Below are 25,603 nucleotides of genomic sequence, written 5' to 3' on the forward strand. Positions count from 1 at the left end.
AAAACCTGTTCATTTTTTGGACAGGTTTTTTTATGTTTTGAAAAAAGAGTTTTGTCTGCAAAATTATTGAACTCTAAATTTTTCTCGATATTCAACAGGTTTCATGCCAACCATTTTATAAAATACTTTCCTGAAAGCTTTAGGATCATTATAACCTGTTTTTTCGATAATTTCCGAAATTGAAAGCTGGGTTTCTTCCAAATATTTCTTCGAACTTTCAACTCTAATATTTTGCAGGTATTCTATTGGAGGAATTCCAGTCACTTGTTTAAAACGTCGCGTCATATTTCTGGCGCTCGTCGGAATGTCTTTAGTAATTTCTTCGAGTTTTTCTATTGAATGATATTGGCTTTCGATTTTTTGCTGCAGCATGGCAACCAAAGTGTCATTGTGTAAATGATTGGGCCTGAAAGTGCTAAAATAGCTTTGTTTGTATCGGTTTAAATCGATAGAAAATATTTTGGCAATCTTGACAGCCATTTCATTTCCACAGAATTTCTGAACCAAAAGTATCAATAAATGAAAAGTTGAGGTCGATCCTCCACTTGTATATAAACTTCCGTCAGCGGTCAAAGTTTCTTCTGGTTTTAATTTTACCATCGGAAAAGCTTTTGTAAAAGCACTGCAAGCATCAACATGTGTTGTGGCTAATTTTTCGTTTAGTAAGCCTGATGCAGCAAACAAAAAAGCTCCAGTGCAAAAACTTGCTAGTTCAGCTCCAGTTTGATGCTGTTTTTTTAACCACGGAATAAAATTTTTATTCTTCTTAATCATCTCGCTCATATTCTCAGTTGTGAAAGCTGGAATTAAAATGAGGTCTAATACAATATCAGAAGTCTCAATTTCGTTTGAAGTATAACCAAAAATATTTCCCTGATCCGATTGTTCTTTGGATTGAAAAATCATGATTTCGAATGGTTTTTCTGTTCCCGAACTCAATTTGTTGGTCGTTTCAAATACTTCTAAAATTGCAGCAATACTCAATAATTTGTAGTCGTGAGGTACGATTAATCCTAATTTCTTGCTCATGGTATTATCGTTTTTTAGAGTTTCAGTTTAGACAAAAATAAGCAAATTGTCTTAAATGCCCCTAAACTTGACTTTTATTGTCATTTTAAACTAATCTTAAAATTTTACATTTGCTTTGATTAATTTGTAAATTTATAAACATGAAAACAAAGATATTCTTAAATCTTGCGGTAAAAGATTTAAATCGTGCAGTGAAATTTTTTAATGAACTTGGCTTTTCTACGAATCCAAAATTTACTAATGAACAAGGAGCTTGCATCGTAATTAGTGATGACATTTTTGTGATGCTTTTGGTTGAAGAGTTTTATCAAACCTTTACCAAAAAACAAATTTGCGATTCTACTACAACAAGCGAAGTTCTTATTTCTCTTTCTACAGAATCGCGTGAGAAAGTAGACGGAATAATGGAGAAAGCAATAAAAGCTGGAGGAACAGATTATCAAGAAGCGAAAGATTATGGTTGGATGTACCAAAGAACGTTTCTAGATTTAGACGGACATCATTGGGAAGTTTTCTTTATGGATGAAAGTCAGATTCCAAGTAATATGTAACAACTAATTTTAAAAAGATATAATGATCACAATAAAAAATACAGTAAAAGCATCTGCAGAGAAAGTTTGGCAGTTTTGGAACACGCCAGAACACATTACAAAATGGAGTTTTGCTTCTCCAGATTGGCATACGCCTTACGCTGAAGCGGATTTAAGAGAAGGAGGAAAATTTAAATCGACTATGGCTGCAAAAGATGGAAGCATGAGTTTTGACTTTGAAGGTGAATTTACTTTGGTAAAGTCAAACGAAGCGCTTTCTTATGTTATGGCAGACGGAAGAAAAGTCGAAATTACTTTTACAGAAACTCCAGACGGTGTAGAAATCGTAGAAAGTTTCGATCCAGAAACTCAAAATCCAGAAGAAATGCAACGCGCAGGGTGGCAGGCGATTTTGGATAATTTTAAAAACTACGTTGAGGCGAACTAGTTTTTAGGTTCAAAGGCTCAAAGTTACAGAGTGACAAAGGTTGAAAGATTTCGCATACTTAAATCTACTTACATTACTTATATGGTTTAAAAAGAAGAAAAAAATATCTAACCCAACAAAAAAACAAAAAATGACAAAACAAATATGGTTGAATCTTCCTGTAAAGGACGTAGCAAAAGCGAAAGATTTTTTCTGGAAAATAGGTTTTTCGTTTAATGAACAGCATGACACACCAAGTTCGACGTGTATGATTGTAGGTGAGGGACATTTTGTAGTGATGCTTTTTGAAGAAATGCTTTTTTCTAGTTTCTCTCAAAATAGTCTTACCGATACTAAATCGAGTTCAGAAATCTTGATTTCGATCGATGCAGAAAGCAGAGAAGAAGTTGATGAACTGGCTGAAAAAGTGAAAGAAGCTGGCGGAACTGTTTTTGCTCCTCCTGCAGAAAGCCAAGGATGGATGTATGGCTGTGGTTTTGCCGATTTGGATGGTCATCGTTGGAATGTTTTATTTATGGACTTTAGTAAATTACCAGATTAATATGGAAAAATTGATTTTTGATATCGATGTAAAGGCTTCCAAAGAAAAGATTTGGAGGGTCTTATGGGACGACGAAACATACAGAAAGTGGACAAGCTCTTTTTGTGGAGAAAGTTACGTGCAAACAAGTTGGAACGAAGGCGATAAAATTTATTTTTTAGGGTCAGGCGGAGAAGGAATGAATAGCATCATTGAAAGTAAAATTCCAAACGAATATATGGCGTTTAAGCATATGGGAGAACTAAAAGATTTTAAAGAAGTTCCGCCAAATGAAGAAACACAAAAATGGGTTGGAGCAATGGAAACCTATCGTTTAGATCAAAAAGGAGATGTGGTTAATCTTCATGTGGAAGTGGATGTGATCGAAAAACATATAGATTTTTTTAAAGAAGCTTTTCCAAAAGGATTGGATACGATTAAAGAGTTGTCTGAGAATTAGAGATAGAAGAAACAAGCAAGAATAAAGGGTAGATTTTGAATTGACAATTTATAATTAACAATTAATAATTTAAAAAATGGCAGCAATAAATCCATATTTAATGTTTAACGGAACTTGCGAAGAAGCGTTCCTGTTTTATAAATCGGTTTTTGGAGGAGATTTTCCGTATATCGGAAAATATAAAGATGCTCCAGCAGAAGAAGGAGAAGTACTTTCAGAAGAAGCATTGAATCGCATAATGCACGTTTCGCTTCCAATTGGAAATACTATTCTGATGGGAAGTGACAGTCATCCTAGATACGGAGATGTAGGTTTTGGAGATAATTTCTCGATTTCTATCAATGCAGAAAGCACAGAAGAAGCAGATAGAATTTTCAACGGACTTTCAGCTGGAGGGAATGTTGAAATGCCAATGGACAATACTTTCTGGGGATCTTATTTCGGAATGTTTAAAGATAAGTTTGGTGTAAACTGGATGGTGAGTTTTGATAAAAATGAACCAATGAAATAATCAAAAAGTTAAGTTATTTTAATAATAAAACAGAAATGTTAAATTACTTGAAAAAGCACATGAAAATGTGCTTTTTCATTTCAAAAAAACAAAGATTATTCTTTTTTATCAACGAGAGATTGCCGATTTTTGTCGCTTCAAAATCAAGAAAGAAAAATGGAAGCAGAAGATAAAGAAATAATTTTATTAAAAGTTTCAGGACACGATAAAATTGGGGTTACAGCAGGTTTAACAGCTGTTTTGGGAGCGTACGATGCTAATATATTAGATATCGGTCAAGCCGATATTCATGACACACTTTCTTTAGGAATTTTGTTCGAAATTGCTGCTGGTTCTTCATCAGCACCAGTTTTAAAAGATCTTCTTTTCAAAGCTTATGAATTAGAAATCAAAGTAAAATTTATTCCGATTTCTATTGAAGATTACGAAACTTGGGTAAAATCACAATCTAAACAACGTTATATTATCAATATTTTGGGCGAAAAACTAGCAGCTTCTCAATTGGCAGCAGTTACCAAAATCATGTCAGATCAAAACTTAAATATAGATTCTATTATCCGCTTGACGGGAAGAACCTCAATCGTTGAGAAAGAAGAATATCCGCGTTCTTGCATTCAATTGTCTGTAACAGGCGAGATTGTAAACAAGATTATCATGACAGCAAGTTTTATGGAAATCTCTAGAACGCTGAATGTTGATATCTCCTTCCAAGAAGATAATATTTATCGAAGAAACCGCCGTTTGGTTTGTTTCGATATGGATTCAACTTTAATCCAAACCGAAGTAATCGACGAATTAGCAGAATTAAATGGAGTTGGAGACCAAGTTCGCGCCATTACAGAATCGGCAATGAATGGAGAAATCGACTTTAACGAAAGTTTCAAAAAGCGTATGGCTCTTTTGGAAGGTTTAAGCGAAGAAGTTTTGCAAAAAGTTGCGGTTAATTTGCCAATAACGCAAGGAGCACATCGTCTGATGAAAGCCTTAAAATATTATGGTTACAAAACTGCAATTCTGTCTGGAGGATTCACTTATTTTGGAGAATATCTTCAAAAAGAATTAGGAATAGATTACGTTCACGCCAACCAACTGGAAATAAAAGATGGTAAACTGACAGGTAAATATTTAGGTGATATTGTTGACGGTCAGAAAAAAGCCGAACATTTAAAAGCAATTGCCGAAAAAGAAGGAATCCATATCAACCAAACTATCGCAGTGGGAGACGGAGCAAACGATTTGCCAATGCTAAACTTAGCAGGTTTAGGAATCGCTTTCCACGCGAAACCAAAAGTAAAAGAAAGCGCTTCAACATCAATCTCAAGTTTAGGCCTTGACGGTGTTTTGTATCTTTTAGGATATCACGACAGGTATATCGATATGATGTAATTAGCTTTGTCACCCTGAGCGAAGTCGAAGGGCTCAACTCAATTTTTGTTATTTCGACGAAGGAGAAATCTCCGCCAGTAGCTCGACAATCAAATAAAAAACAAAACCTCAGTTCTTCAAAAAAGAGCTGAGGTTTTTTTATATGGGCATGCCCCTCCGGGTCGGGCTATCCGTTCCAATCTTTTGTGCCGAACCCCGGCACAAAAGGATTTCCACTTCTATCCCTCATGCGGGTTTAGTGGAATTAACGTTCTATTCTCGAGATTCCAATTCTCGTTTAATCTCTTTTAAGTTTTTCAGATTTAAGTAAAGAATAGGCAATAAAGCAATAGGAATAATATTCATTGCGCTAAAACCTTTCATAAAAACAATAAATAAATTAAGAACGAATAACATAAAAAGCACAACACAAAAAATAGTGTTCACAGTTTTTAATGTTTTCTGATTCTTAATCAGTTCTTCAGTAGTCATATCGCTGAATTTCGTATCCTTCATTTTATAGTAATTATTTGTAATGAGTAATTTTTAAAACTTTAGCATTCCTTGCGTCAATTATAATTAAAAATGTTCCGCCTTGTTCTCCCACCAATAACGTTCCGTTAATAACATAATGATTATTAACTAGATGTACTTCGTAAGGCTTTTGATGTTTGATTTTATCCTCACCATAAATCTCAAAAAGAATAGGTTCTGCAATTTTAATAGCAGTTTGGCCGTCGTTAATGAGTAATTTTTTGTTATCAACTAAATTATCCCGACTTGGATTTTCAAGAGCACGTTTTAATTCAAATTCTGCTTGATCACTTCCAAACTTTGAATGAGAACAGCAACTGAAAATAAGAATTAAAAAAAGGCCAATTAAAATTTTAAACTCAATTTCTCTTTTGGATAAAACTTTCCTTATCAAATGACTAAGATATAAATTAACACATTTCCTTCAACTGCTCCAAATAATCTCTCTGATTCGATAATCTCGGAATCTTATGCTGACCGCCTAATTTGTCTCTTTCTTTCAACCAATCGTAAAAAAGATTCTCGCGAGCAACATTAATCACCAAAGGATTTAAAGTCATATTGTTGTAGCGTTTTGCTTCGTAATCTGAATTTAATGTTTGTAAAGTTTCATCTAACACTTTTTGGAAAAGACCAACGTCAGCTGGATGTTTCTTAAATTCGATCATCCATTCGTGAGCACCTTTTTCTTTGTCCTGCATAAAAATAGGAGCAACCGTATAATCGATAACTTCGGTTTGCGTAACTTGACAAGCTTTTGCAATCGCCTGATCGGTGTTTTCGACCATTAATTCTTCGCCAAAAACATTAATATGATGTTTGGTTCTTCCCGTAACTCTAATTCGATAGGGATTTAAAGAGGTAAATCGAACCGTATCTCCAATCAGATAACGCCACAAGCCAGAATTGGTAGTAATAACAATCGCGTAGTTTTTATTCAATTCGACATCTGCCAAACGAATTACTTTTTGGTTTGTAGTTCCAAAAGTGTCCATCGGAATAAATTCATAGAAAATTCCGTAATCAAGCATCAATAGTAAATCGTTTGAATTATTCAAATCCTGAATGGCAAAAAAGCCTTCAGAAGCGTTGTATATTTCGTAGTATCTAAAATCTTTGCGTGGAAGTATATTTTTATATTGGTCTTTATATGGAGAAAAACTCACTCCGCCGTGAAAGTAAACTTCCAAATTAGGCCAAAGTTCCAATAAGTTTTGTTTTCCAGTATTTTCCAAAACCTTATTCATCAAAACCAGCATCCAAGACGGAACTCCTGCAAAACTGGTTACGTTCTCATTTTTGGTTTCGTTGATAATCGCGGCCATTTTAGTTTCCCATTCGCTCATCAGTGAAGTTTTACTGCTTGGCGTACTGCTGAATTCTGCCCAAATTGGCATATTTTCAATCAAAATTGCTGATAAATCTCCGAAGAAAGTATTGTTGTTTTCATAAATCTGAGAGCTTCCGCCTAAGCGAAGGCTTTTTCCTAAGAACAATTCAGAATCTTCATTATTATTCAAATAAAGGCATAACAGATCTTTGCTTCCTTTATAATGGCAATCTTCCAGCGCTTCGTTACTTACCGGAATAAATTTGCTCTTAGCATTTGTAGTTCCACTTGATTTTGCAAACCACTTAATTGGCGTTTCCCAAAAAACATTTTGTTCGCCCAAACGCGTGCGTTCAATCAAAGGCTGCAATTCTTCGTAAGTTGCAATAGGAACTCTTTCTGCAAAAGTCTGATAGGAATTGATGCTTGAAAATTCGTATTTTTTTCCAATAACCGTATTTTCAGATGCCGTCAATAAGTTGTGCAATAATTCTTCCTGAACTTCATTTGGGTATTTTAAAAAAAGTTCTATTTGATGAATCCTTTGTTTTAGGACCCAAGATGCAAACGAATTGATAATTGATAAAGGCATGAATCTGGTTTTTGGTTAATTGATTTTAGGTTTTAAATCTCACAATCTATAGTAAAACTAAAAACTTAAAATTTGAATATCGAGAGACAAATAGTAACTTTGTCTTCATATCAAAAATAATATTTTTTTGCAAAAAACAATTCGATTTGAAGTAAAGATTCTACCTGATAAGTAGAATTTAACACAAAAAAATAATCTTTTGATAAATTTTAAATCAGCAATTATAAATAAAATACAAATGCAATATCAAGGCGTACTGACAAAAATGCAAACAGAACTTGGAAGTCCAATTCAATATTATTTGGTCTTTGAAGATAGTTTTCTAAATGTTAATCAATTATTAGATAAAGAAATTGAAATCAATTTTGTAGGCTGTCAATGTTTGAATTGCGGTAAAAAGAAAAAAATATACCGACAAGGTTTTTGTTACGAGTGTTTTTATTCAAGTCCCGCAGTTGGAGATTGGATTATGAGGCCAGAATTGAGCACAGCACATTTGGGTATTGCAGATAGAGATTTAGAATATGAATCAAAAGCTCAGTTGCAGCCACACATTGTATATTTGGCTTCGGCTTGTGAAATAAAAGTAGGAGTAACTCGTAAAACCCAGGTTCCAACTCGTTGGATTGATCAAGGTGCTTCTCAAGCCATTGCAATTGTTGAGGTTCCAAACCGATATTTGGCAGGAATAACTGAAGTTGCATTAAAAGATTACTATACAGACAAAACCAATTGGAGAAAAATGCTGCAGAATTCTGTTGAAAATTTTGATTTAATTGCAGAAAAAGCTAAAATTGAAAGTTTGATTCCGGCAGAAGCCAGAGATTATTTTTATGCTGAAAAAAATGATCTTTATGAACTTCAATATCCTGTTTTGAGCTATCCTGCAAAAGTGAATAGTTTGAATTTAGATAAAACACCTTCTTTCAGCGGAAAATTAACTGGAATTAAAGGGCAGTATTTATTGTTTGAAAACGGAACTGTCTTTAATATTCGTGGATCTGAAGGTTACGTGGTTTCAATAAATGTCTAGGTTATTCTAGGGTTAGTCGATATTTATTAGCTAACTATCTATTAATTTGTTAATTACATGATAATTTGTTGTAATTTTAACTCAATTCCAAAAACAGAAGGATGTAAATAATGATACATTTGATTACAATTTTGTAACAAATGCTTATTGGAAGAATTTATTTTTAGAATATAAAAGAAGGTACATTTGAAACTGCCACTATTTCTAAATTAATTAAGATTTATATAATCAGTAAATTATTCCATAAATGAGTGTTTTAAGTAAAATAAATGTACACAGACGTAGCATAATGCGTAATCTGACTAAGAATGTTGGAAAAGCAAATATGCAGGACGATTTTATTTTGGTCGATAAAAGCGAAATCAAAAGAGTTCTGATCTGTAGACCAAATGGAAGGCTAGGAAACCTTTTATTGATTACTCCGCTTGTTCAGGAAGTGTCTGAAATGTTTCCAAATTGTAAAATTGATTTATTTGTAAAGGGAACACTAGCTCCAATTATTTTTGAAAAATACGACGTTGTTGACAAAATAATTCATTTGCCTAAAAAGCCATTTAAAAGTTTGCTGGCTTATTCAAAAGTTTGGATTTCGTTAAAGAGAACGCCTTATGATTTAGCGATTAATGTAGATCAAAATTCATCTTCGGGGCGATTAGCGGTTCAATTTTCAAACGCCAAATACAAGTTTTTTGGTGATTCAAATGAAGAGACAACAGAACATAAAAGTGATTTTGAACATATTGCAAAGTATCCGGTTTATAATTTTCGAAATTATTTGTCAAAACTGAGAATGCCAACAAACAGCAATAAAATAATTGCTCCTTTAGACCTTAAATTAACTGCCTCTGAAATTGCAGAAGGAAGAAAAATATTAGGAGATCTTACAAATAACAATAAAAAAACGATTTGTATTTTCACTTATGCAACAGGTACAAAATGTCTTTCAGAAGAGTGGTGGGAAAAGTTCTATTCTCAACTTACTGCCGAATATAAAGATTATAATATTGTTGAGATTTTGCCTGTAGAAAATGTGTCGCAAATTGGATTTAAAGCACCGACATTTTACAGTAAAGATATTCGAGAAATAGGATCTGTTATTGCAAATGCCGATTTGTTTATTGGTGCCGATAGTGGAATTATGCATTTATCGAGTTCGGTACACACACCAACTTTTGGGCTGTTTTCAGTGTCTAATTTGAAAAAATACGAGCCTTACGATAACAGCAGCATTGGAATAGATGTGAATGTGTACAAGCAAAAAGAATACATAAAAACGATAAATTCTATTTTGAATAACGGTAGACTAAATAGTTATTCAAAAGCAATATAAAACAAAAAAATCCTGTTCTTTTCGAACAGGATTTTTTTGTTAAGTTTCTAAGTTTCTAAGTTTCTAAGTTTCTAAGTTTCTAAGTTTCTGAGATCCTAAGCTTTTAAATAACTCAGGATCTTAGCATCTTAGTCACTTAGTATCTTATTATGGATTCTTCTTCTTAAACAATCCATTCAACAAATCATTAGCTTTTTTAGTTACTTCTTGAGTTTTTTGCTCTTTCTCAGTTTTAGCAGCCTGAGTAGTATCTTTTGCTTTTGTGTTTTTGTTGATCAAATCAGTAAGTGCTGAAGTTCCTTTTTGAGTCAGTTTTTCTTTTTGCTGATTAACCAATTGTGTAGTTAAATTGCTTACAGCAGCTTTCATATCTGTACTGATTTTCGGATTTGAAAAGTTACCAGTCATTAAAGCATTAATTGGAATATTCTCCAATTTTGCAGCATCAGCAGGAGATAATTTTGCAATTAAATTGTTTGCTTCAGTTCCTAAATATTTAGCAGGAACATCAAGTTTAATTGTATAATTCATATTTTGGTCAAAACCGTGAGTTCCGCCAATTGTAGCTTTAATGTCTTGATATTTAATATCAAATGGTTTTACATTTACCTTTCCGTTGTCAAATGTCAATGCCATTTTCAAATCGTTTAGATTCAATTTGTTTAGATCAAGAAACTTAACATTTGAAGTAAGCGAATTTAAAACAGTAGAGTTTTTGGCATTTACAGTAGTCGATAGCAATTGTCCTAACAAATCTCCTGAAATTGATTTAAGATCTGGAGTCAATTCTTTAGCATCCAAATTACCATTCAATTTGATAGTCGAATTTAATTTTCCGTTAATGATTCCAGCAATTGGCGCAATTTTTTTCATCATTTCCAATTGGGTAAAAGTCTGTGCAATATCAACTTGATTGAAGCCTAAGTTCATATCAAAAGTTGGTACTTTTTCTTTTGTAGAAACAGCTCCATTAAGACCAATTGATCCGCCAAAAATATTTGTTTTAAAGTTTTGAAGAGTTGCTTTCTCGTCTTTAATAATCAATGTTCCAGCAACATCTTGAAGTTTTAAATTATCGTATAAAACTGTCGTTGCTTTAGCATTTAAAGTGCAGTTTAAGAAAGCTGGAATCTTCATTGCTTCCGCTGGCTTTGCTGCAGTTTTTGTTTCTGCTTTTGCAGGTTCGCCAGAAGTCATAAAATCATCAACCGCCAATTGTTTCGAGCTCATGTTGAAATTCCCTTTAAGTTCTTGTTTTTTAAACATAAAACCATAGAAATTCTCTAAAACTCCATTGATGCTTATATCACTTCTTCCAGTTGTAGCATCAAATTGTTTTAAGTTGATTTTACTCGGATTGAATTCAACCAACGCTGTGCTGATGTTCATCGATTTATTGTTTTCGTCAGTATATTTAAATCCAGACAGACTCATTGTACCAGCGTTTTTGATGTTTTGATATTCGCTTTTTTCTACAGAAGCCATATCAAAATTCGTTGTAACGTCAGCTTTTAAAATACCAGCCAAAGGCTTGTCCAATTTAATAGGATATGCTTTTGAAAGATTAGCCAAGTTGATTGTTCCTTTTAAAGCCGCATCGACAATCGGATTTACAGTTATGTTTTTAATATTCGCTTTAGCGCTAAAAACATCTTGATCAATTTTAAAAGATAACTTATCTAGATTTACATAAGTATCATTCAAGATTCCCGTTTCGTTGATGATTTTAGTATCAATGACAATATTCTGAACCGATTTTGGTAGGTTAGGATATTGGAAAGAAGAATTGTTTGATGCAATTTCGATTTTGAATTTAGGAACAGTTGTATCTGTCAGTTCCCCTTTTGCAAAACCATTTACCGTAAAATCTCCAGTCGTTTTTACGCCTTCTAGGCTAGATGCGTATGCCGAAGGAATTAAACCTAAGAAATTGGTAAACGATGAAGTAGGAGTTTTGAATTTCAAATCGTAAATCTGAGCTTTTTCAGCCATTTGAATAAATCCGTCAAACTCCAAAGGCAATTGATTGATTAAAGCTTTGTTCTCTTTGAAAGTATATTTGCTCTTCTCTAAATCAATTCCAAGAACTGCGTCTAAAGTTAGTTTTACATTTTTCATGTAATTCATTTTATCCATGTCTAATGAAACTTTTGCAGTAGATTTTGTTGTCAAATCTAATTTTGAGTTGGTAAAATCTCCAGTTCCTTCGTGGTTTAAACTGTCAATTACCATTTTAATTTTAGAACCTTGATCGATGTATCTAAAAGTAAAATTCTCAATTTTATATTTTTGGATTTTCAACGCAAGTGGTTTGCTTGCTTCGTCTTTCTTGTCTTCTTTTTTGTCTTTTAAAGCAATATCGAAGTTTCCGACACCATCTTTATTGAAAATAATATTGATTAATCCGTTTGTAGAACTAATTCCTTGAATGCTTAAAGGCTCATCTTTTCCTTTGAAAAGTTCTTTTACACTCATTTTTAAATTCAATTCACCTAAAGAAACTAATGTATCGCCTTCAAAGGGAGCTTTGTTGATGATAACCAATTTCTCGATTCCAACCGTTGCATTCGGAAAATTTTTAAATAAACTTAAATCGGCATCTGCAAAACTTACTTTGGCATCAACACTTTCATTGATAGCTTCGACGATTTTAGCCTTAATTTGGTCTTTAAATAAAAACGGAATGGCAAATAATGCCGCAACAAACACCACAAGAACTATGGCGCTTATTTTTAAAACTTTTTTTAGCATATATTAATAGATTTGAGGGTTTAAGGTTTAAAAATCAACTCTTGCAAAAATAGTTTTTTTTACTACAGCTTGCATATAAAGTTTTCTTAATTTTGTAAGAATTTTATTAAAACTATTAAATAGAAAAAATCCGTTGTGAAATACTTTCAAAACGGATTTTTAACTGAATTTATTTTATTATTTCTGAATAAATGATATTATTTTCTCAACCATAACTTCTGAAATAGGAAGTGTTTCATTACTGTAACTCGCTAAATTAGCTTCTGGATTGCCGTCGATAATTTTCATAATATGATTCATCTTGTCGATAATCTGCAAATCTGCATTTTTATTCGCTTGTTTTAAATTCTCGGCATCTTTTACAGCAATCTGAATATCATTGTTTCCTTGCAATATTAAAACAGGAATAGTAAGCTTTTGTATTTCTGTCTGCGGATTGTATTTGAACCAAGAAATTAAATAAGGCTGAATGCTTGGTCTGAAAAGAGAGTTCAGCATTGGATCAACTTTTTTAACCTGGAATCCGTTTTTTAAACTATCAATAATCGGAAAAGTCAGATCGTTAAGCTGTTTCATCGATTTTGCGCCGATCTGTGTTTTTAGGATCTGATCTGCTGGTTCGCCTGCACCTGCAATAGAAACGAATTTGTCTGCTTTTGTACTGGCAACCATTCCGATCAAAGAACCTTCGCTGTGGCCGATAATGATTATTTTAGAAAAATGTTTGTCTTGTTTCAAGTAATTAATCCAGCTTTTGGCATCTTGAATATAATTTTCAAAAACCAGACTGCTTTCAGATCCGCCTGCGGCTTTGCTTTCTCCAATAGCTCTTTTATCATATCGTAAAGATGCAATTCCGTGTTTTGCCAAAGCTTCAGCCAACATTTTTAATGAATTGTTTTTCATCATCGGATTATTTCCGTTTCTATCCGTTGGGCCAGAACCTGCAATAATTAAAGCAACCGGAAATTTTTTGGTCAAATCTGGAGTTGTCAGCGTGCCAAAAATTTGATCGTTGTTTATCTTTAATGTAGCTGGAGTTTCCTTAAAAGTGATTTCTTTTGTAGTTTGAGCATTTATAAAGCTCCAAAACAAAACCGTTAAAAAAAGAATTACTTTGTTCATCTTGATTCAATTAATAAATATTGATTCCGTAAGGCAATATTGCTTGCACTCCTTTTTGTTTCTGGAATTTTTTAACCTGTTCGATAAGAAGATAATTTTCTTCACCGATTTCTTCTTTTATGAAAGCTTCTTTTGATTTTGCAAAAGGAAGATTTCCAAGCAAGTCATTTAACGTTTTTTCGTATTCAGGATAATTTTGAGTGCTGTATTTTTTTAGTTTAGCAATTTTAGCCGCTTCAGCAATGGCATCATTCAATCCTCCGATTTTATCGACTAAACCAATTTTTAAAGCTTCAGTTCCAGACCAAACTCTACCTTGTGCGATTGAATCGACTTGTGCGAAAGTCATTTTACGGCCTTCCGCAACGTGAGTTACAAAAGTGTTGTAGATTGTTTCAACTCCTTCTAAAGTAAAAGCTTTGAATTTTTCATCAACAGGCAAAAATGGACTGTAATTTGCTGAATTCTCGTGAGTTTTAACTTGTTCAGAATTAATTCCTAATTTGTTAGCCAATGGACTGAAATTTGGCAACAGTCCGAAAACTCCAATAGATCCTGTAATAGTGTTGTTTTCAGCAAAAATTTTATTAGCGTTGCAAGCAATATAATAACCGCCAGAAGCTGCGTAATTCCCCATAGAAACTACTACAGGTTTAACTTTTTTAGTAATTTCGATTTCTCTCCAGATTAAATCAGAAGTCAGCGCGCTTCCGCCAGGACTGTCAATTCTAAGAACGATAGCTTTTACATCTTCATTTTTTCTAGCTTCTTGCAAAGAACGTCGCATAGAGCCTTCTCCAATCGTATTTACGTCGCCTTCACCGCTTCCAATTTCGCCTTGAGCGTAAATAATAGCAATCTGATCGCTTGAAGTATCGGCTAAAGCTGTTGTAACATGATTTTGAGTATAATCTGAAATCGAAATTTTGTTGTAATCTTCGTCTTTATCTACTTTTAGCACTTTTCTAATGGCATCGTGATAAACGTCTTCGTATGCCACAATATCTACTAAATGCTGTTGTTTCGCCATTTCTGGAGTTCTTGCTAAAAGACCGTTTGCAATTTCGTTCAATTTAGGAAGAGGAATATTTCTGCTTTTTGAAATATCTGCAGAAACAGTTGCCCAAATAGAATTTAAAAGTGCTGTAATCTGTTCTCTATTAGCATCGCTCATTTTATTTTCTAAGAAAGGCTCAACGGCACTTTTATATTTTCCGTGTCGAATTACTTCCATATGAATTCCAGATTTATCTTGAAAATCTTTGAAAAACATGATTTCAGAAGAAAGACCTTTAAAATCTAAATCTCCAGCAGGGTTCAGATAAATAGTATTGGCAACAGAATTTAAATAATATTCTTTTTGAGAATACGTATTGGCATAAGCCCAAATATATTTTCCTGATTTTTTGAAGCTTTCCAAAGCGTTTCTCAAATCTTTATACTGCGCCAAACCAAGAGAAGATTGATCATTTAAGATCGAAATTCCTTTGATGTTATCGTCTGTTTTTGCCGCTTCAATAGCATTAATTACATCAGTTAAACCAATGCCTTTTTGGTCAGAAAAACGAGTTACCCAAGGATCTTTATATTTCCCTGCATAATCATTTTTAATTTCTTTTAAATTCAATTCAATAACCGAATCAGATTTAACAGAAACGCTATCGTCTCCGCCAAAAACAACTCCGATAAAGATAACTCCAAAAAAGAAGAGCATGATAAAAACAAAAATACCGATTACTGTGGCAATTACATTTCCTAAAAACTTCATATGTATATTTTTTTAATAAGTAGCGAAAAAGGGCAAAATGTTACAAACTAGACATCTAAATTTAGGATTGGATTTGAGACGTCGTTTCACAAATATATTGGTTAATTCTAAAATAGTTTTAGTTAATTTGCATTAATTATGAAATTACAGCATCAAGTCGTTTTATCGATAGGCAGCAACCAAGGCAGCAGACTAGAAAACATTCAAAATTGTATTGATTTAATACACCAAAATGTTGGGACTGTTATTCAGGTTTCAAAACTTTACGAAACTCCGGCTTGGGGTTTTGAGAGTGATGCTTTTTATAATTGTGCGCTTCTTTTGCACACCAATTCATCTGCACCGAAAATACTCAGTCAAATTTTAAAAGTCGAAAAAGAATTAGGAAGAATCCGCTTGAACCAAGAAGGATATCAATCTAGAATTATTGACGTTGATTTGATTGCTTTTGATAATGAAATAATCAATACCGAAAAACTGCAAGTTCCGCATCCGCTAATGCAAAACAGGAATTTTGTATTGCTTCCAATGAAGGATTTAAAGTTAAATTGGAAACATCCGATTCTACAAAAGACAATTCCGGAACTAATTGCAGTTACTCCTGACGAAAGTATATGTACGATTGTGCAAGATTTGAAAAGTCCAATTAGTGAAATTTCGCTGAATCAATTTAATTATGTTGCTTTTGAAGGCAATATTGGAGCTGGAAAAACTACTTTAGTACATAAAATAGCGGAAGATTTTAACGGAAAAACAATTTTAGAAAGATTTGCAGATAATCCGTTTCTGCCAAAGTTTTACAAAGATCAAAACCGATATGCGTTTCCGTTGGAAATGTCTTTTTTAGCCGATCGTTATCAGCAATTGGCGGATGATTTGGCGCAATTTGATTTGTTTAAAGATTTTATAGTTGCCGATTATCATATCTTTAAATCGCTGATTTTTGCAAAAATAACGCTTGCAGAAGATGAATATCGTTTGTACAGAAATCTATTTGATATTATTTACAAAGAGATGCCAAAACCAGATTTGTATATTTATTTGTATCAGAATACCGAAAGGCTTTTGCAAAACATTAAAAAGCGCGGACGTATTTATGAACAGAATATTGAATCGGATTATTTAGAAAAAATCAATAACGGCTATTTGGAATATATTAAAACTCAAACCGATTTAAATGTTTTAATAATTGACGTTTCTGATCGCGATTTTGTAAAAAAACACGAAGATTATCTTTATATAATGAATGAGATCAAGAAGAAGCTTGGTTGATGTGATAATGAGAAAATATGCCAATTAGAGAATTCTCTAAATACGTTGTTTAGGATTATCTAATTATCAAATTGGCATATTGACATATTGACACATTAAGATTTATCTTTTTAATGTAAAATGCCCTCTTAAAACTGGCATTGAGTCATCTACTTTTAAAGCATACCAATAATCTGAAGCAGGAAGCGGAACTTGATTTAAAGTGCCATCCCAACTCATTTTGAAGCGACTTAATTGAGCAATAAGTTTTCCGTAACGATCAAAAATGGTAACTACTGCTTGAGGATAATTTTCCATTCCGGTTACTTCCCAGACATCGTTGTAAGTATCATTGTTTGGAGTAAAAAAGGCCGGAAAAACAAGGACTACAAATTGTTTGGCTGTACCTCCGCATCCGTTTTTTTCTCGTGCATAAGCTGTCTGCAATCCTCCAGGAACATTGTAAAATGTCGTAGAATCTTGAAAATTAACGCCATCTACAGAATATTCAAAATAATCTTCCGCTTTTACGGGATAAATTATAGCTCTCGTTCCTTCCACATCAATGCGTTCAATCTGCGGAACTTTGTGCTCTTCGACAATGATTGTTTTTATGCTTGTGCAATTTTCAGGTGACGGACTCGTAACAGCAACGGTATAGGTGCCGCTTTTGTTAACTGTAATAGTCTGAGTGTTTTCATTGTTATTTGACCATAGATAAGTCATGCCAGATATTCCTGCATCCAATGTTATATTCTGAAATTGGCACAAAGGTAAAGTCTCGTCAGTAACAGCTGGAGGCGTATAGATTACAATATTTATTGGAGTTCTAGTTGGGTTTACACATCTATCATTTGATGCCTCGGCATAATAAGTTGTATTTGAAGAAATTGTTGGAGTTGTAAAAGCCGATCCCATAAAAAGGCTTTGTCCTCCTGCTGATGAAGCATACCAGTTAATAGAGCCAATATTTGAAGAGGCTTTAATGGTTAAAGTTCCTGAACCACATTTAGTATAAGTAGTTTGTTCTGCAATAGGAGTTGAGGGAGTTGTGTTTACAGTTGCAGTTACTGATTTACGGTTTGATTCGCAACCGGCATCTGCATAATAAGTTGTAGTTGCAGTTAATATTGGTGTAGTATACGATGTGCCAGTTCCTAATTGATTACCGCCAACTGCAGCATCAAACCATCTAATTGTTGCCCCAACTGTTGCTATTGCATTCAGAGTAAAACTTCCAGAATCACAAACGGGAGTCGGGTTAATAGCTGGTATTGCCACAGGAATTGTGATTTTAGTGCTGGTAGCAATTTCTAACGGAGCCTCACCAGGCATTCCTCCATATTCAACAATATATCCTTTTGGCTGATAATTACCTGTAGCATCTCCAGTGTTTGATAAATCATTCCAAGAACCTCTTATTCCAGCACCTGGTTGAGTAATGTGTGCATAATCTTCATCGCCTTGCTGATTAGGTTCGTTTGTATTCCAAAAAGCAAAATTTGGCGTCGAGCCATTTGCGTTTCCGTTCCAAAAAATTCTTCCTGCTTCAGGACCAGTAACCCATTTCCAAATACCTTCTGTTTCGGCATCACTTCCTCCAATCCATCCAGTTCCTGATGCTTGTTCGCCAATTAATTTTGCTTCATCGGCAGATAGAATTGTTGCTAAATATCCTTTAAGACCGTAATAAGTACGAGCGGCTGCAGCATCTCGCGCGGCTGTCCACGTAATGGCAATGCTTGGAACGTATTCATAGTAATGCTGCGTAGAAGGTAAATAATTGGCCTTGCCCATTGTTATAGAAAATGTTCTGATGCCAAAAGCTGTAGCAGAGGAATTTGAAAAAACAACATCCTTAACGGCGTCAACAAGTTCAGAATATGAAACATTGGCTCCTGTTGGATTATATAATGTTAGTTTTCCAGCCGTAACATCCCAATTTTTGGTAATAGTTGGGTGTGAGGTGGTATTTAAGAGTTCGAGTTTGTCAAAACCATTTGAATATCCTGAAGAAATCTGAATATGAATTGCCTCAGTTCCGTTTTCGGCAAGGTCATGATCAATAGTAAAATCAGTTACAATATTGAGTGATGTTTGCGGACAGTAAAGCTGATCTCCTTTTGCAGCAAGTTTTGGTGGATCAATTACAAAATTAGTTTTGTTTTCTTTTTTGGCTTTTTGCTTTATAGATGGCTTTGAGATGTATGTGTTTTTTTTGTTAAAAGTTTTTAAATTTTCATTTGCATTAGAAAAATTAAAACTTAAAACGAAAAATAAAAGAGAAATAGTTGTTAAATTGATATTTTTCATTTGCTAAAAATATCAATTAATTGATAATAAAAAAATTAATTTTTATTCAGGCCAGTTTAATTTCTGAAATAAATCCCAAACTACAATTCCGGCGCTTACAGAAATGTTAAGCGAGTGCTTTGTTCCGAGTTGAGGAATTTCGATGCATCCATCACAAATTGCAACGGCTTCTTGCGAGACTCCGTAAACTTCATTTCCAAAAACCAAAGCATATTTCTGGTCTTTTTCAATCTTAAAATCTTGAAGAAAAACGGAACTTTCAACTTGTTCAATGGCCATTGTAAGAACATTTTCTTTCTTTAGGTTTTCGATAACTTCTAAAACACTTTCGTGATGTTCCCAAGCAACAGTTTCAGTTGCGCCAAGAGCAGTTTTATGAATTTCTTTGTTTGGAGGAGTTGCAGTAATACCGCATAAAATTATTTTTTCAATCAAAAACGCATCAGCAGTTCTAAAAACAGAACCAATATTGTGCAGACTTCTAATATCGTCTAAAACTAATATTAAAGGTGTTTTCTCCGATTTTTTAAAATCTTCAATTGATTTGCGGTCTAGTTCGCTGTTTTCGAGTTTTCTCATTGTTTTTGAATTGTAGTCATAAAAAAAGCTTCCAAAGATAAGGAAGCTTTTTGATTATTTTAAATGTTTTTCAGATTAGCTTTTTACTGGATCTGGTAAAACAGTACCTTTAATAGTAAGGATTTTTGTTGGTTGCCCTTCAGCATTAGAAGTTACAGTTACAGTTTTTGTAAAAGCACCAACTCTGTCTGTAGCATATTTTACACCAATAACACCTTTAGCTCCTGGAGCGATTGGCTCTTTTGGAGTAGTTGGAACAGTACATCCGCAAGATCCTTGAGTGTTTGTAATGATTAATGGTTTAGTTCCGTTGTTTACAAAAACGAACTCACGTTTACCGTCAGCATTGTGAGCGATAGTTCCGTAATCAATAGTTTCAGTTTCAAAAGCCATTCCAGCTCCTTCAACTTTAGCAACTTTAGTTGCTTTAGCTTTTTTAGTTGTTTGTGCATTAGTAGCCGTGATACCAGCAACAGCTAACATAGCGAATAAAATTATTTTTTTCATCTTAAGGGTCTTTTTTTAAATGATAAACAAAGCTATGTAAAAATCTTAAATCACAACCTAAAAATATCTTAAAAATATTTTAATTTTTGAAGCTTTCGATATTCTTTCAAAAAATCATAAATTCGCTGTCTTAATTTTTCATTTAAAACATATCAATTTGGCAGCTAAAGAGAAAGTGGTGAAGGAAACACCTTTAATGAAACAGTACAACGAGATCAAGGCTAAGTATCCTGATGCATGTCTGCTTTTCAGAGTAGGAGATTTTTATGAAACTTTTGGAGAAGACGCCATTAGAGCTTCAAAAATTTTAGGGATAACGTTAACTAAAAGAGGGGCAGGGTCTGAAACCGAAACGGCTTTAGCTGGATTTCCGCATCATTCTGTAAATACTTATTTGCCAAAATTGGTAAAAGCCGGGCTTCGTGTAGCGATCTGCGATCAGCTGGAAGATCCGAAAATGACAAAAACAATCGTAAAAAGAGGAGTGACTGAGCTTGTGACTCCTGGAGTTTCTTTAAACGATGAGGTTTTGCATTCAAAATCAAATAACTTCCTAGCATCTATTTACTTTGCTAACAAAAATATTGGAGTTTCTTTTTTAGACGTTTCGACTGGTGAGTTTTTAACGGCTCAGGGAAATGCAGAATATATCGACAAATTATTGCAGAACTTTAATCCAAGTGAGGTTTTAGTTCCAAAGAATAATAAGAATGATTTTAAAGCAGCTTTTGGAGAAGATTTTCATAGTTTTTACTTAGAAGATTGGATTTATAAAGAAGATTATGCTTTAGAAACTTTGACAAAACATTTTCAAACTAATTCTTTAAAAGGATTTGGTATTGAAGAGCTGAAAGAAGGAATTATAGCTTCTGGTGCAATTTTGTACTATTTGTCAGAAACGCAACATAATCGGGTACAGCATATTACGGCAATTCAACGTATTGCAGAAGACGCTTACGTTTGGATGGATCGTTTTACCATTCGTAACTTAGAATTATATCATAGCTATAATCCAAATGCTGTAACGCTTTTAGATGTTATCGATAAGACGCTTTCTCCAATGGGAGGGCGTTTGTTGAAGCGTTGGTTGGCTTTGCCTTTAAAAGATGCTAATGAAGTAAAAGGCCGTCATGAAGTTGTGGCTTATTTAAAATCGAATCCTGAAATTCTGCATAATATTCAATATCAGATCAAACAGATTTCAGATTTAGAGCGTTTAATTTCTAAAATCGCTGCAGGAAAAGTTTCGCCAAGAGAAATTGTTTACTTAAAAGAATCTTTAGATGCCATTATTCCAATTAAAACATTGGCGCTTGAAAGTCCGCAGGAAGCGGTGAAAGTAATTGGAGATAGTTTGCATGCTTGTGATTTGCTTCGCGAAAAAATTAAAACTACTTTAAATCAAGATGCTCCTGTTGCTATTTCAAAAGGAAATGCGATTGCAAAAGGGATTAACGAAGAGTTGGATGAATTGCGAGCTATTTCAACTTCTGGAAAAGAATTTTTAGAAGGAATTGAAAAAAGAGAATCGGAAAGAACAGGAATTTCTTCATTGAAAATCTCTTTTAATAATGTTTTCGGATATTATATCGAAGTTAGAAACACGCACAAAGATAAAGTTCCAGAAGAATGGATTCGTAAACAGACTTTGGTAAATGCAGAGCGTTATATTACGGAAGAATTAAAAGAATACGAAACTAAAATCTTAGGTGCAGAAGAAAAGATTTATAAAATAGAAAGCGAACTTTTCGAACAATTAGTAGCTTGGATTGGAACTTACATTAAACCAGTTCAAATGAACGCGTATTTGATTGCGCAATTGGATTGTTTATGTTCGTTTACGCAAATGGCTGTCGAAAATCAATATGTATGTCCGGAAATTGATGATACATTTGAATTAGATATTAAAAATGGAAGACACCCTGTAATTGAAAAACAATTGCCTGTTGGAACTCCGTATATTGCAAATGATGTTTACTTAGACAGAGAAACACAGCAGATTATTATGATTACTGGACCCAACATGTCGGGTAAGTCGGCAATTTTAAGGCAAACGGCTCTAATTGTGCTTTTGGCTCAAATGGGAAGTTTTGTTCCTGCGGATAGCGTTAGAATGGGAATTGTAGATAAGATTTTTACCAGAGTAGGAGCTTCAGATAATATCTCGATGGGCGAATCTACTTTTATGGTCGAAATGAACGAAACGGCTTCGATTTTGAACAATCTCTCAGACAGAAGTTTGGTGTTGTTGGATGAAATTGGAAGAGGAACAAGTACCTATGACGGAATCTCGATTGCTTGGGCAATTGCTGAGTTCTTACATGAGCATCCAGGAAGAGCAAAAACGCTTTTTGCAACGCATTATCACGAATTGAATGAAATGACAGAATCGATGCCTAGAATTCAGAATTTCAATGTTGCAGTGAAAGAACTTAAAGACACTGTTTTATTTGTTAGAAAACTGGTTAAAGGAGGAAGCGCGCATAGTTTTGGAATTCACGTAGCTAAAATGGCTGGAATGCCGCAATTGGTTGTTTCGAAAGCGCAAAAGCTTTTGAAGAAATTAGAAAAGAATCATTCGAGCGATGCTTTAAACGGAATTAAATCTACTAATGAAGAAATGCAGATGAGTTTCTTTAATTTGGATGATCCTTTGTTGGAAGAGATAAAAGAAGAGATTCTAAATCTCGACATTAATGCAATTACACCAGTTGAAGCATTGATGAAGCTGAATGAGATTAAAAGAATGCTGGTTAAAAAATAATTTTAAATAAATTTCAAATTTAAAGTTTAGGTTATCAGAATGTTATAAAATAAGTAGATTTTTTTTTGAAAAAACGCTTGTGTAATTGAATAAATGTCCTAAATTTGCACTCGCAATACGAAACAAATAAGTGTTGCGGTTCTTAATAAATTTGAAAATGCGAAAATAGCTCAGTTGGTAGAGCGCGACCTTGCCAAGGTCGAGGTCGCGGGTTCGAGCCCCGTTTTTCGCTCAAAACCATACAATGCTCGGATGGTGAAATTGGTAGACACGCTGGACTTAAAATCCAGTGAACAGCAATGTTCGTGCGGGTTCAAGTCCCGCTCTGAGTACTAAAGCCTCTTCTTTTGAAGAGGCTTTTTTTTATGGAAGAAATTCAAGTTTCTAAGTTTCTGAGCTTCTGAGTATTTTTGGGAAGTTGAACTTTTTGGGAAAATTTACTATCTTAGAATTTAAGAAAATCTAAAATCAACAATCTAAAATTTATAAATGGGTGCTTTTGTAATTAGCAAGCGATTTAATGATGAATATAAATTTACTTTTACTTCTAGAAGAGGGAAGGTTATTTTTACGAGTTTGAGTTATGAGTTGAGGTTTGAGTGTGAAGAAGATATTGAAAAATTTAAAGCAAATATTGATCTTGCGAAGTTTTTGAAATTTAAAGGCTCTGGAGGGAAGTATTTTTTTAAGTTGATGCTTGGGGAAGTTCATTTTGCAACGAGTCGTAAATACAGTACTGAATTGCTTTTACAAAAGGGAATAAAAGAAATTGTAACATATGCTTCTAGGTCGGAGATTTTGGATTTCTCTTCAAGTGAATCGATTTTTGGTGATGAAGAGGTTGAAGAAGAATTGGAAGAGGTAGCTGAATAAAAAAAAGCGTTCGCAATTGCGGACGCTTTTTTTTGTGTGTGTATTAATGGAAAATTAATCACAAAAAAAAACCATCTAAAAAGATGGTTTTAAAATCGTTAGAACTTGGTTCTAATTATTTTTTTACTTCTTCTACTTTAGCAGCAGCAGAATCAACTTTAGCAGCAGCAGAATCAACAGTTGCAGCAGCAGAATCAACAACAGCAGCAGCTGAATCAACAGCAACAGCAGTAGAATCTACAGCAGGAGCTTCAGCAGCAGCGTCAGCTTTTTTACAAGATACAACAGTTAAAACAGCAACAACAGCTAAACTTAAAAATACTTTTTTCATCTTACTTTATTATAAAAGGTTAATTATTAATTCGTGGCAAAGATATAAATTTTTTAATATGTAAAATATTTTTTCACTTTTTTTTTAAAATATTTTCCTTACTCACGTTTATCTTATTTATCAAAGAATATGCCAAAAATACAAAATTTTCTTAAATTATCTAATTTCTATACTAAATAATTTTTTGTTGAATATTCTTTATAAAAATTGGCTATTTTATTTCTCTGATTTATGTTTTATCTTGTTTTTTAAGACTATTTATTCAAGTGTCTCGAGAGAAAAATGCTCTTATTTGTGTCCTTTTTTTGAATTTAACGCTTTTTTATTGTTACAAAGGTTACGAAACGAGCTTTATAATGGTTTCGGTTGCTCCTTTGTTATCTTGAATAAATGATCTGCAGATTTGGCTTTTTTCTTCTAGGAACTTTTTTTCGTTTAATAATTTATCAAAAATCTCTTTTAGTTCTGTATTCGTTGCTATTGGCATGCAACCGCCAATTTCAACTAATGCAATTGCTTCCGCAAAATTCGAATAATTAGGTCCAATCACAATTGGCATTCCGAAGGTTGCTGGTTCTAAAATGTTATGTATTCCAGGATTCCCAAATCCGCCACCAACGTACGCAATCGTTCCGTAGCTATAAATTTTGGTTAGAATCCCGACTATGTCAATTATAAAAACAGTGTAGCCAGATAAATCTTTATTTTCTTTTTCTGAAAATAAAACTGTTGCTTTTGTAATTTTTGATTGTAGATCTGAAATCTGATCCGGTTTTATATTATGAGGCGCAATGATGAATTTTACATTTTCAGGCGCCTGATTGATGTATTCTGCTATCAAAGCTTCATCTTTAGGCCATGAACTTCCAATAACAATCGTTGGCTGGTTGTTTTTGAAGTTTTCAATATAATCTAAACTATTGTCTCTTTCTAAAATAGCATTTACACGATCAAAACGAGTGTCGCCTGAAACAATTACGTTTTTAAAGCCAAGACTTTCTATTTTTTCTTTTGATTTTTCGTTTTGAAGAAAGAAATAAGTAAAAGCTTTTAAGGTTTTTCTATAAAATCCGCCATACCATTTAAAGAACATTTGATTGTCTCTAAAAATTCCTGAAATTAAATAAGTTGGAGTTTTGTGGTTTTCTAGCTCTTTTAAATAGTTTAGCCAAAATTCATACTTAATAAAGAAAGCTTGTTCTGGATGGACTAATTTGATGAATTTTTTCGCGTTACTTTTAGTGTCCAAAGGGAGGTAAACAGTAACATCGGCTACTGTGTTATTTTTACGCACTTCGTATCCAGATGGTGAAAAAAAGGTTACAATGATTTTATGCGAGGGATATTTCTCTTTGATTTTTTCAATGACAGGAAGTCCCTGCTCGTATTCGCCCAAAGAAGCAGAATGAAACCAGATAGTCTTGTCTTCAGGTTTTATTTTTTCTTTTAGTGTGCTGAAAACACTCTTTCGGCCTTCCATAAAAAGTTTAATTTTTGGACTAAATAAGGCTATGATTCTTAGGGAAAATCCTGTGATGTATATGGCTAAATTATATAAAAAAAGCATGTATTTTTTTTTGCAGCTAAATTACATTTCTTTCGACTATTTTCATTGGTTTGAAGGTATTAATAACTATTTTTGTTCCTGCTTTTAGAGAT

At 33.5% G+C, this 25,603-nt stretch carries 23 protein-coding genes and 2 tRNA genes; 13 read left to right on the plus strand and 12 right to left on the minus strand.

Going from position 1 to position 25,603, the window contains the following annotated elements:
• Window positions 1-63 precede the first annotated feature (63 nt).
• The gene (locus QLQ96_RS08390) at window positions 64-1,029 is read right to left on the minus strand and encodes a GlxA family transcriptional regulator (protein ID WP_482496249.1); all 966 of its coding nucleotides are present in this window, start codon (window positions 1,027-1,029) and stop codon (window positions 64-66) included.
• Window positions 1,030-1,169: 140 nt separating this feature from the next.
• Here QLQ96_RS08390 and QLQ96_RS08395 point away from each other — a divergent pair, with 140 nt between their 5' ends.
• The 6 genes from QLQ96_RS08395 (at window position 1,170) to serB (ending at window position 4,884) form a co-directional block, all read left to right on the plus strand.
• Window positions 1,170-1,580, plus strand: a complete 411-nt coding sequence (locus QLQ96_RS08395; protein WP_482496250.1) for a VOC family protein — start codon at window positions 1,170-1,172, stop codon at window positions 1,578-1,580.
• A gap of 22 nt (window positions 1,581-1,602) precedes the next feature.
• Window positions 1,603-2,007, plus strand: a complete 405-nt coding sequence (locus tag QLQ96_RS08400; RefSeq protein WP_482496251.1) for an SRPBCC family protein — start codon at window positions 1,603-1,605, stop codon at window positions 2,005-2,007.
• A gap of 130 nt (window positions 2,008-2,137) precedes the next feature.
• Window positions 2,138-2,548: a VOC family protein gene (locus tag QLQ96_RS08405; protein WP_482496252.1), complete on the plus strand. Its 411-nt coding sequence runs from the start codon at window positions 2,138-2,140 to the stop codon at window positions 2,546-2,548.
• 1 nt (window position 2,549) lies between these two features.
• Complete coding sequence (locus QLQ96_RS08410) at window positions 2,550-2,987, plus strand: SRPBCC family protein (protein ID WP_482496253.1); 438 nt, start codon at window positions 2,550-2,552, stop codon at window positions 2,985-2,987.
• 76 nt (window positions 2,988-3,063) lie between these two features.
• Window positions 3,064-3,498 carry a VOC family protein gene (locus QLQ96_RS08415; protein ID WP_482496254.1) on the plus strand — a complete coding sequence of 145 codons (435 nt, stop codon included), beginning with the start codon at window positions 3,064-3,066 and terminating at the stop codon, window positions 3,496-3,498.
• 156 nt (window positions 3,499-3,654) lie between these two features.
• A complete protein-coding gene (gene serB / locus QLQ96_RS08420; RefSeq protein ID WP_482496255.1) occupies window positions 3,655-4,884 on the plus strand; it encodes a phosphoserine phosphatase SerB in 1,230 nt (409 codons plus the stop codon).
• A gap of 252 nt (window positions 4,885-5,136) precedes the next feature.
• Here the strand turns inward: serB and QLQ96_RS08425 are convergent, their stop codons facing one another.
• From QLQ96_RS08425 to QLQ96_RS08435, 3 genes are read right to left on the minus strand one after another with little or no spacing between them, the layout of a single operon-like run.
• On the minus strand, window positions 5,137-5,379 hold the full coding sequence (locus tag QLQ96_RS08425; protein ID WP_379699279.1) for a redox-active disulfide protein 2: 243 nt from the start codon (window positions 5,377-5,379) through the stop codon (window positions 5,137-5,139).
• A 10-nt stretch (window positions 5,380-5,389) separates the two neighbouring features.
• Window positions 5,390-5,791: a YbbC/YhhH family protein gene (locus tag QLQ96_RS08430; protein ID WP_482496256.1), complete on the minus strand. Its 402-nt coding sequence runs from the start codon at window positions 5,789-5,791 to the stop codon at window positions 5,390-5,392.
• 16 nt (window positions 5,792-5,807) lie between these two features.
• Window positions 5,808-7,319 (minus strand): GH3 auxin-responsive promoter family protein, encoded by a 1,512-nt coding sequence (locus tag QLQ96_RS08435; protein ID WP_482496257.1) that lies wholly within the window; start codon window positions 7,317-7,319, stop codon window positions 5,808-5,810.
• A 238-nt stretch (window positions 7,320-7,557) separates the two neighbouring features.
• Between QLQ96_RS08435 and QLQ96_RS08440 the strand changes: the two genes are divergently transcribed.
• Both QLQ96_RS08440 and QLQ96_RS08445 read left to right on the plus strand, forming a co-directional pair.
• Entirely contained in the window at window positions 7,558-8,352 is a 795-nt protein-coding gene (locus tag QLQ96_RS08440; RefSeq protein ID WP_482496940.1) for a DUF2797 domain-containing protein, read from the plus strand.
• A gap of 247 nt (window positions 8,353-8,599) precedes the next feature.
• Window positions 8,600-9,682 (plus strand): glycosyltransferase family 9 protein, encoded by a 1,083-nt coding sequence (locus QLQ96_RS08445; RefSeq protein ID WP_482496258.1) that lies wholly within the window; start codon window positions 8,600-8,602, stop codon window positions 9,680-9,682.
• Between the two features lie 147 nt (window positions 9,683-9,829).
• Here QLQ96_RS08445 and QLQ96_RS08450 read toward each other — a convergent pair whose 3' ends face one another.
• The 3 genes from QLQ96_RS08450 to sppA form a co-directional block, all read right to left on the minus strand.
• On the minus strand, window positions 9,830-12,433 hold the full coding sequence (locus QLQ96_RS08450; RefSeq protein ID WP_482496259.1) for an AsmA family protein: 2,604 nt from the start codon (window positions 12,431-12,433) through the stop codon (window positions 9,830-9,832).
• Between the two features lie 177 nt (window positions 12,434-12,610).
• Window positions 12,611-13,558: an alpha/beta hydrolase family protein gene (locus tag QLQ96_RS08455; RefSeq protein WP_482496260.1), complete on the minus strand. Its 948-nt coding sequence runs from the start codon at window positions 13,556-13,558 to the stop codon at window positions 12,611-12,613.
• Window positions 13,559-13,568: 10 nt separating this feature from the next.
• A complete protein-coding gene (gene sppA, locus QLQ96_RS08460; protein WP_482496261.1) occupies window positions 13,569-15,326 on the minus strand; it encodes a signal peptide peptidase SppA in 1,758 nt (585 codons plus the stop codon).
• Between the two features lie 138 nt (window positions 15,327-15,464).
• Here sppA and folK point away from each other — a divergent pair, with 138 nt between their 5' ends.
• Window positions 15,465-16,598 carry a 2-amino-4-hydroxy-6-hydroxymethyldihydropteridine diphosphokinase gene (folK, locus tag QLQ96_RS08465; RefSeq protein ID WP_482496262.1) on the plus strand — a complete coding sequence of 378 codons (1,134 nt, stop codon included), beginning with the start codon at window positions 15,465-15,467 and terminating at the stop codon, window positions 16,596-16,598.
• 102 nt (window positions 16,599-16,700) lie between these two features.
• Here the strand turns inward: folK and QLQ96_RS08470 are convergent, their stop codons facing one another.
• The 3 genes from QLQ96_RS08470 to QLQ96_RS08480 all read right to left on the minus strand — a co-directional run bounded on the left by QLQ96_RS08470 (window position 16,701) and on the right by QLQ96_RS08480 (window position 19,976).
• Window positions 16,701-18,890: an Ig-like domain-containing protein gene (locus QLQ96_RS08470; RefSeq protein WP_482496263.1), complete on the minus strand. Its 2,190-nt coding sequence runs from the start codon at window positions 18,888-18,890 to the stop codon at window positions 16,701-16,703.
• A 42-nt stretch (window positions 18,891-18,932) separates the two neighbouring features.
• Window positions 18,933-19,469, minus strand: a complete 537-nt coding sequence (locus QLQ96_RS08475; RefSeq protein ID WP_482496264.1) for an RNA methyltransferase — start codon at window positions 19,467-19,469, stop codon at window positions 18,933-18,935.
• A 75-nt stretch (window positions 19,470-19,544) separates the two neighbouring features.
• Entirely contained in the window at window positions 19,545-19,976 is a 432-nt protein-coding gene (locus QLQ96_RS08480; protein WP_223709533.1) for a DUF1573 domain-containing protein, read from the minus strand.
• A gap of 157 nt (window positions 19,977-20,133) precedes the next feature.
• Here QLQ96_RS08480 and mutS point away from each other — a divergent pair, with 157 nt between their 5' ends.
• From mutS to QLQ96_RS08500, 4 genes are all read left to right on the plus strand, one after another.
• The gene (mutS, locus tag QLQ96_RS08485) at window positions 20,134-22,740 is read left to right on the plus strand and encodes a DNA mismatch repair protein MutS (protein ID WP_482496265.1); all 2,607 of its coding nucleotides are present in this window, start codon (window positions 20,134-20,136) and stop codon (window positions 22,738-22,740) included.
• 159 nt (window positions 22,741-22,899) lie between these two features.
• Window positions 22,900-22,972: transfer RNA gene (locus QLQ96_RS08490), tRNA-Gly, on the plus strand.
• A gap of 14 nt (window positions 22,973-22,986) precedes the next feature.
• Window positions 22,987-23,072: transfer RNA gene (locus QLQ96_RS08495), tRNA-Leu, on the plus strand.
• Window positions 23,073-23,229: 157 nt separating this feature from the next.
• Window positions 23,230-23,613 carry a DUF1508 domain-containing protein gene (locus QLQ96_RS08500; RefSeq protein ID WP_482496266.1) on the plus strand — a complete coding sequence of 128 codons (384 nt, stop codon included), beginning with the start codon at window positions 23,230-23,232 and terminating at the stop codon, window positions 23,611-23,613.
• A gap of 115 nt (window positions 23,614-23,728) precedes the next feature.
• On the opposite strand, the gene QLQ96_RS08505 is transcribed toward QLQ96_RS08500, so the two are convergent.
• Window positions 23,729-23,944, minus strand: coding sequence for a PG1828 family lipoprotein (locus QLQ96_RS08505; RefSeq protein ID WP_008467260.1), 216 nt, complete (start codon window positions 23,942-23,944; stop codon window positions 23,729-23,731).
• 337 nt (window positions 23,945-24,281) lie between these two features.
• Window positions 24,282-25,511, minus strand: a complete 1,230-nt coding sequence (locus QLQ96_RS08510; RefSeq protein ID WP_482496267.1) for a 3-deoxy-D-manno-octulosonic acid transferase — start codon at window positions 25,509-25,511, stop codon at window positions 24,282-24,284.
• Between the last annotated feature and the right edge of the window lie 92 nt (window positions 25,512-25,603).

Source organism: Flavobacterium sp. B167r (assembly GCF_056824315.1).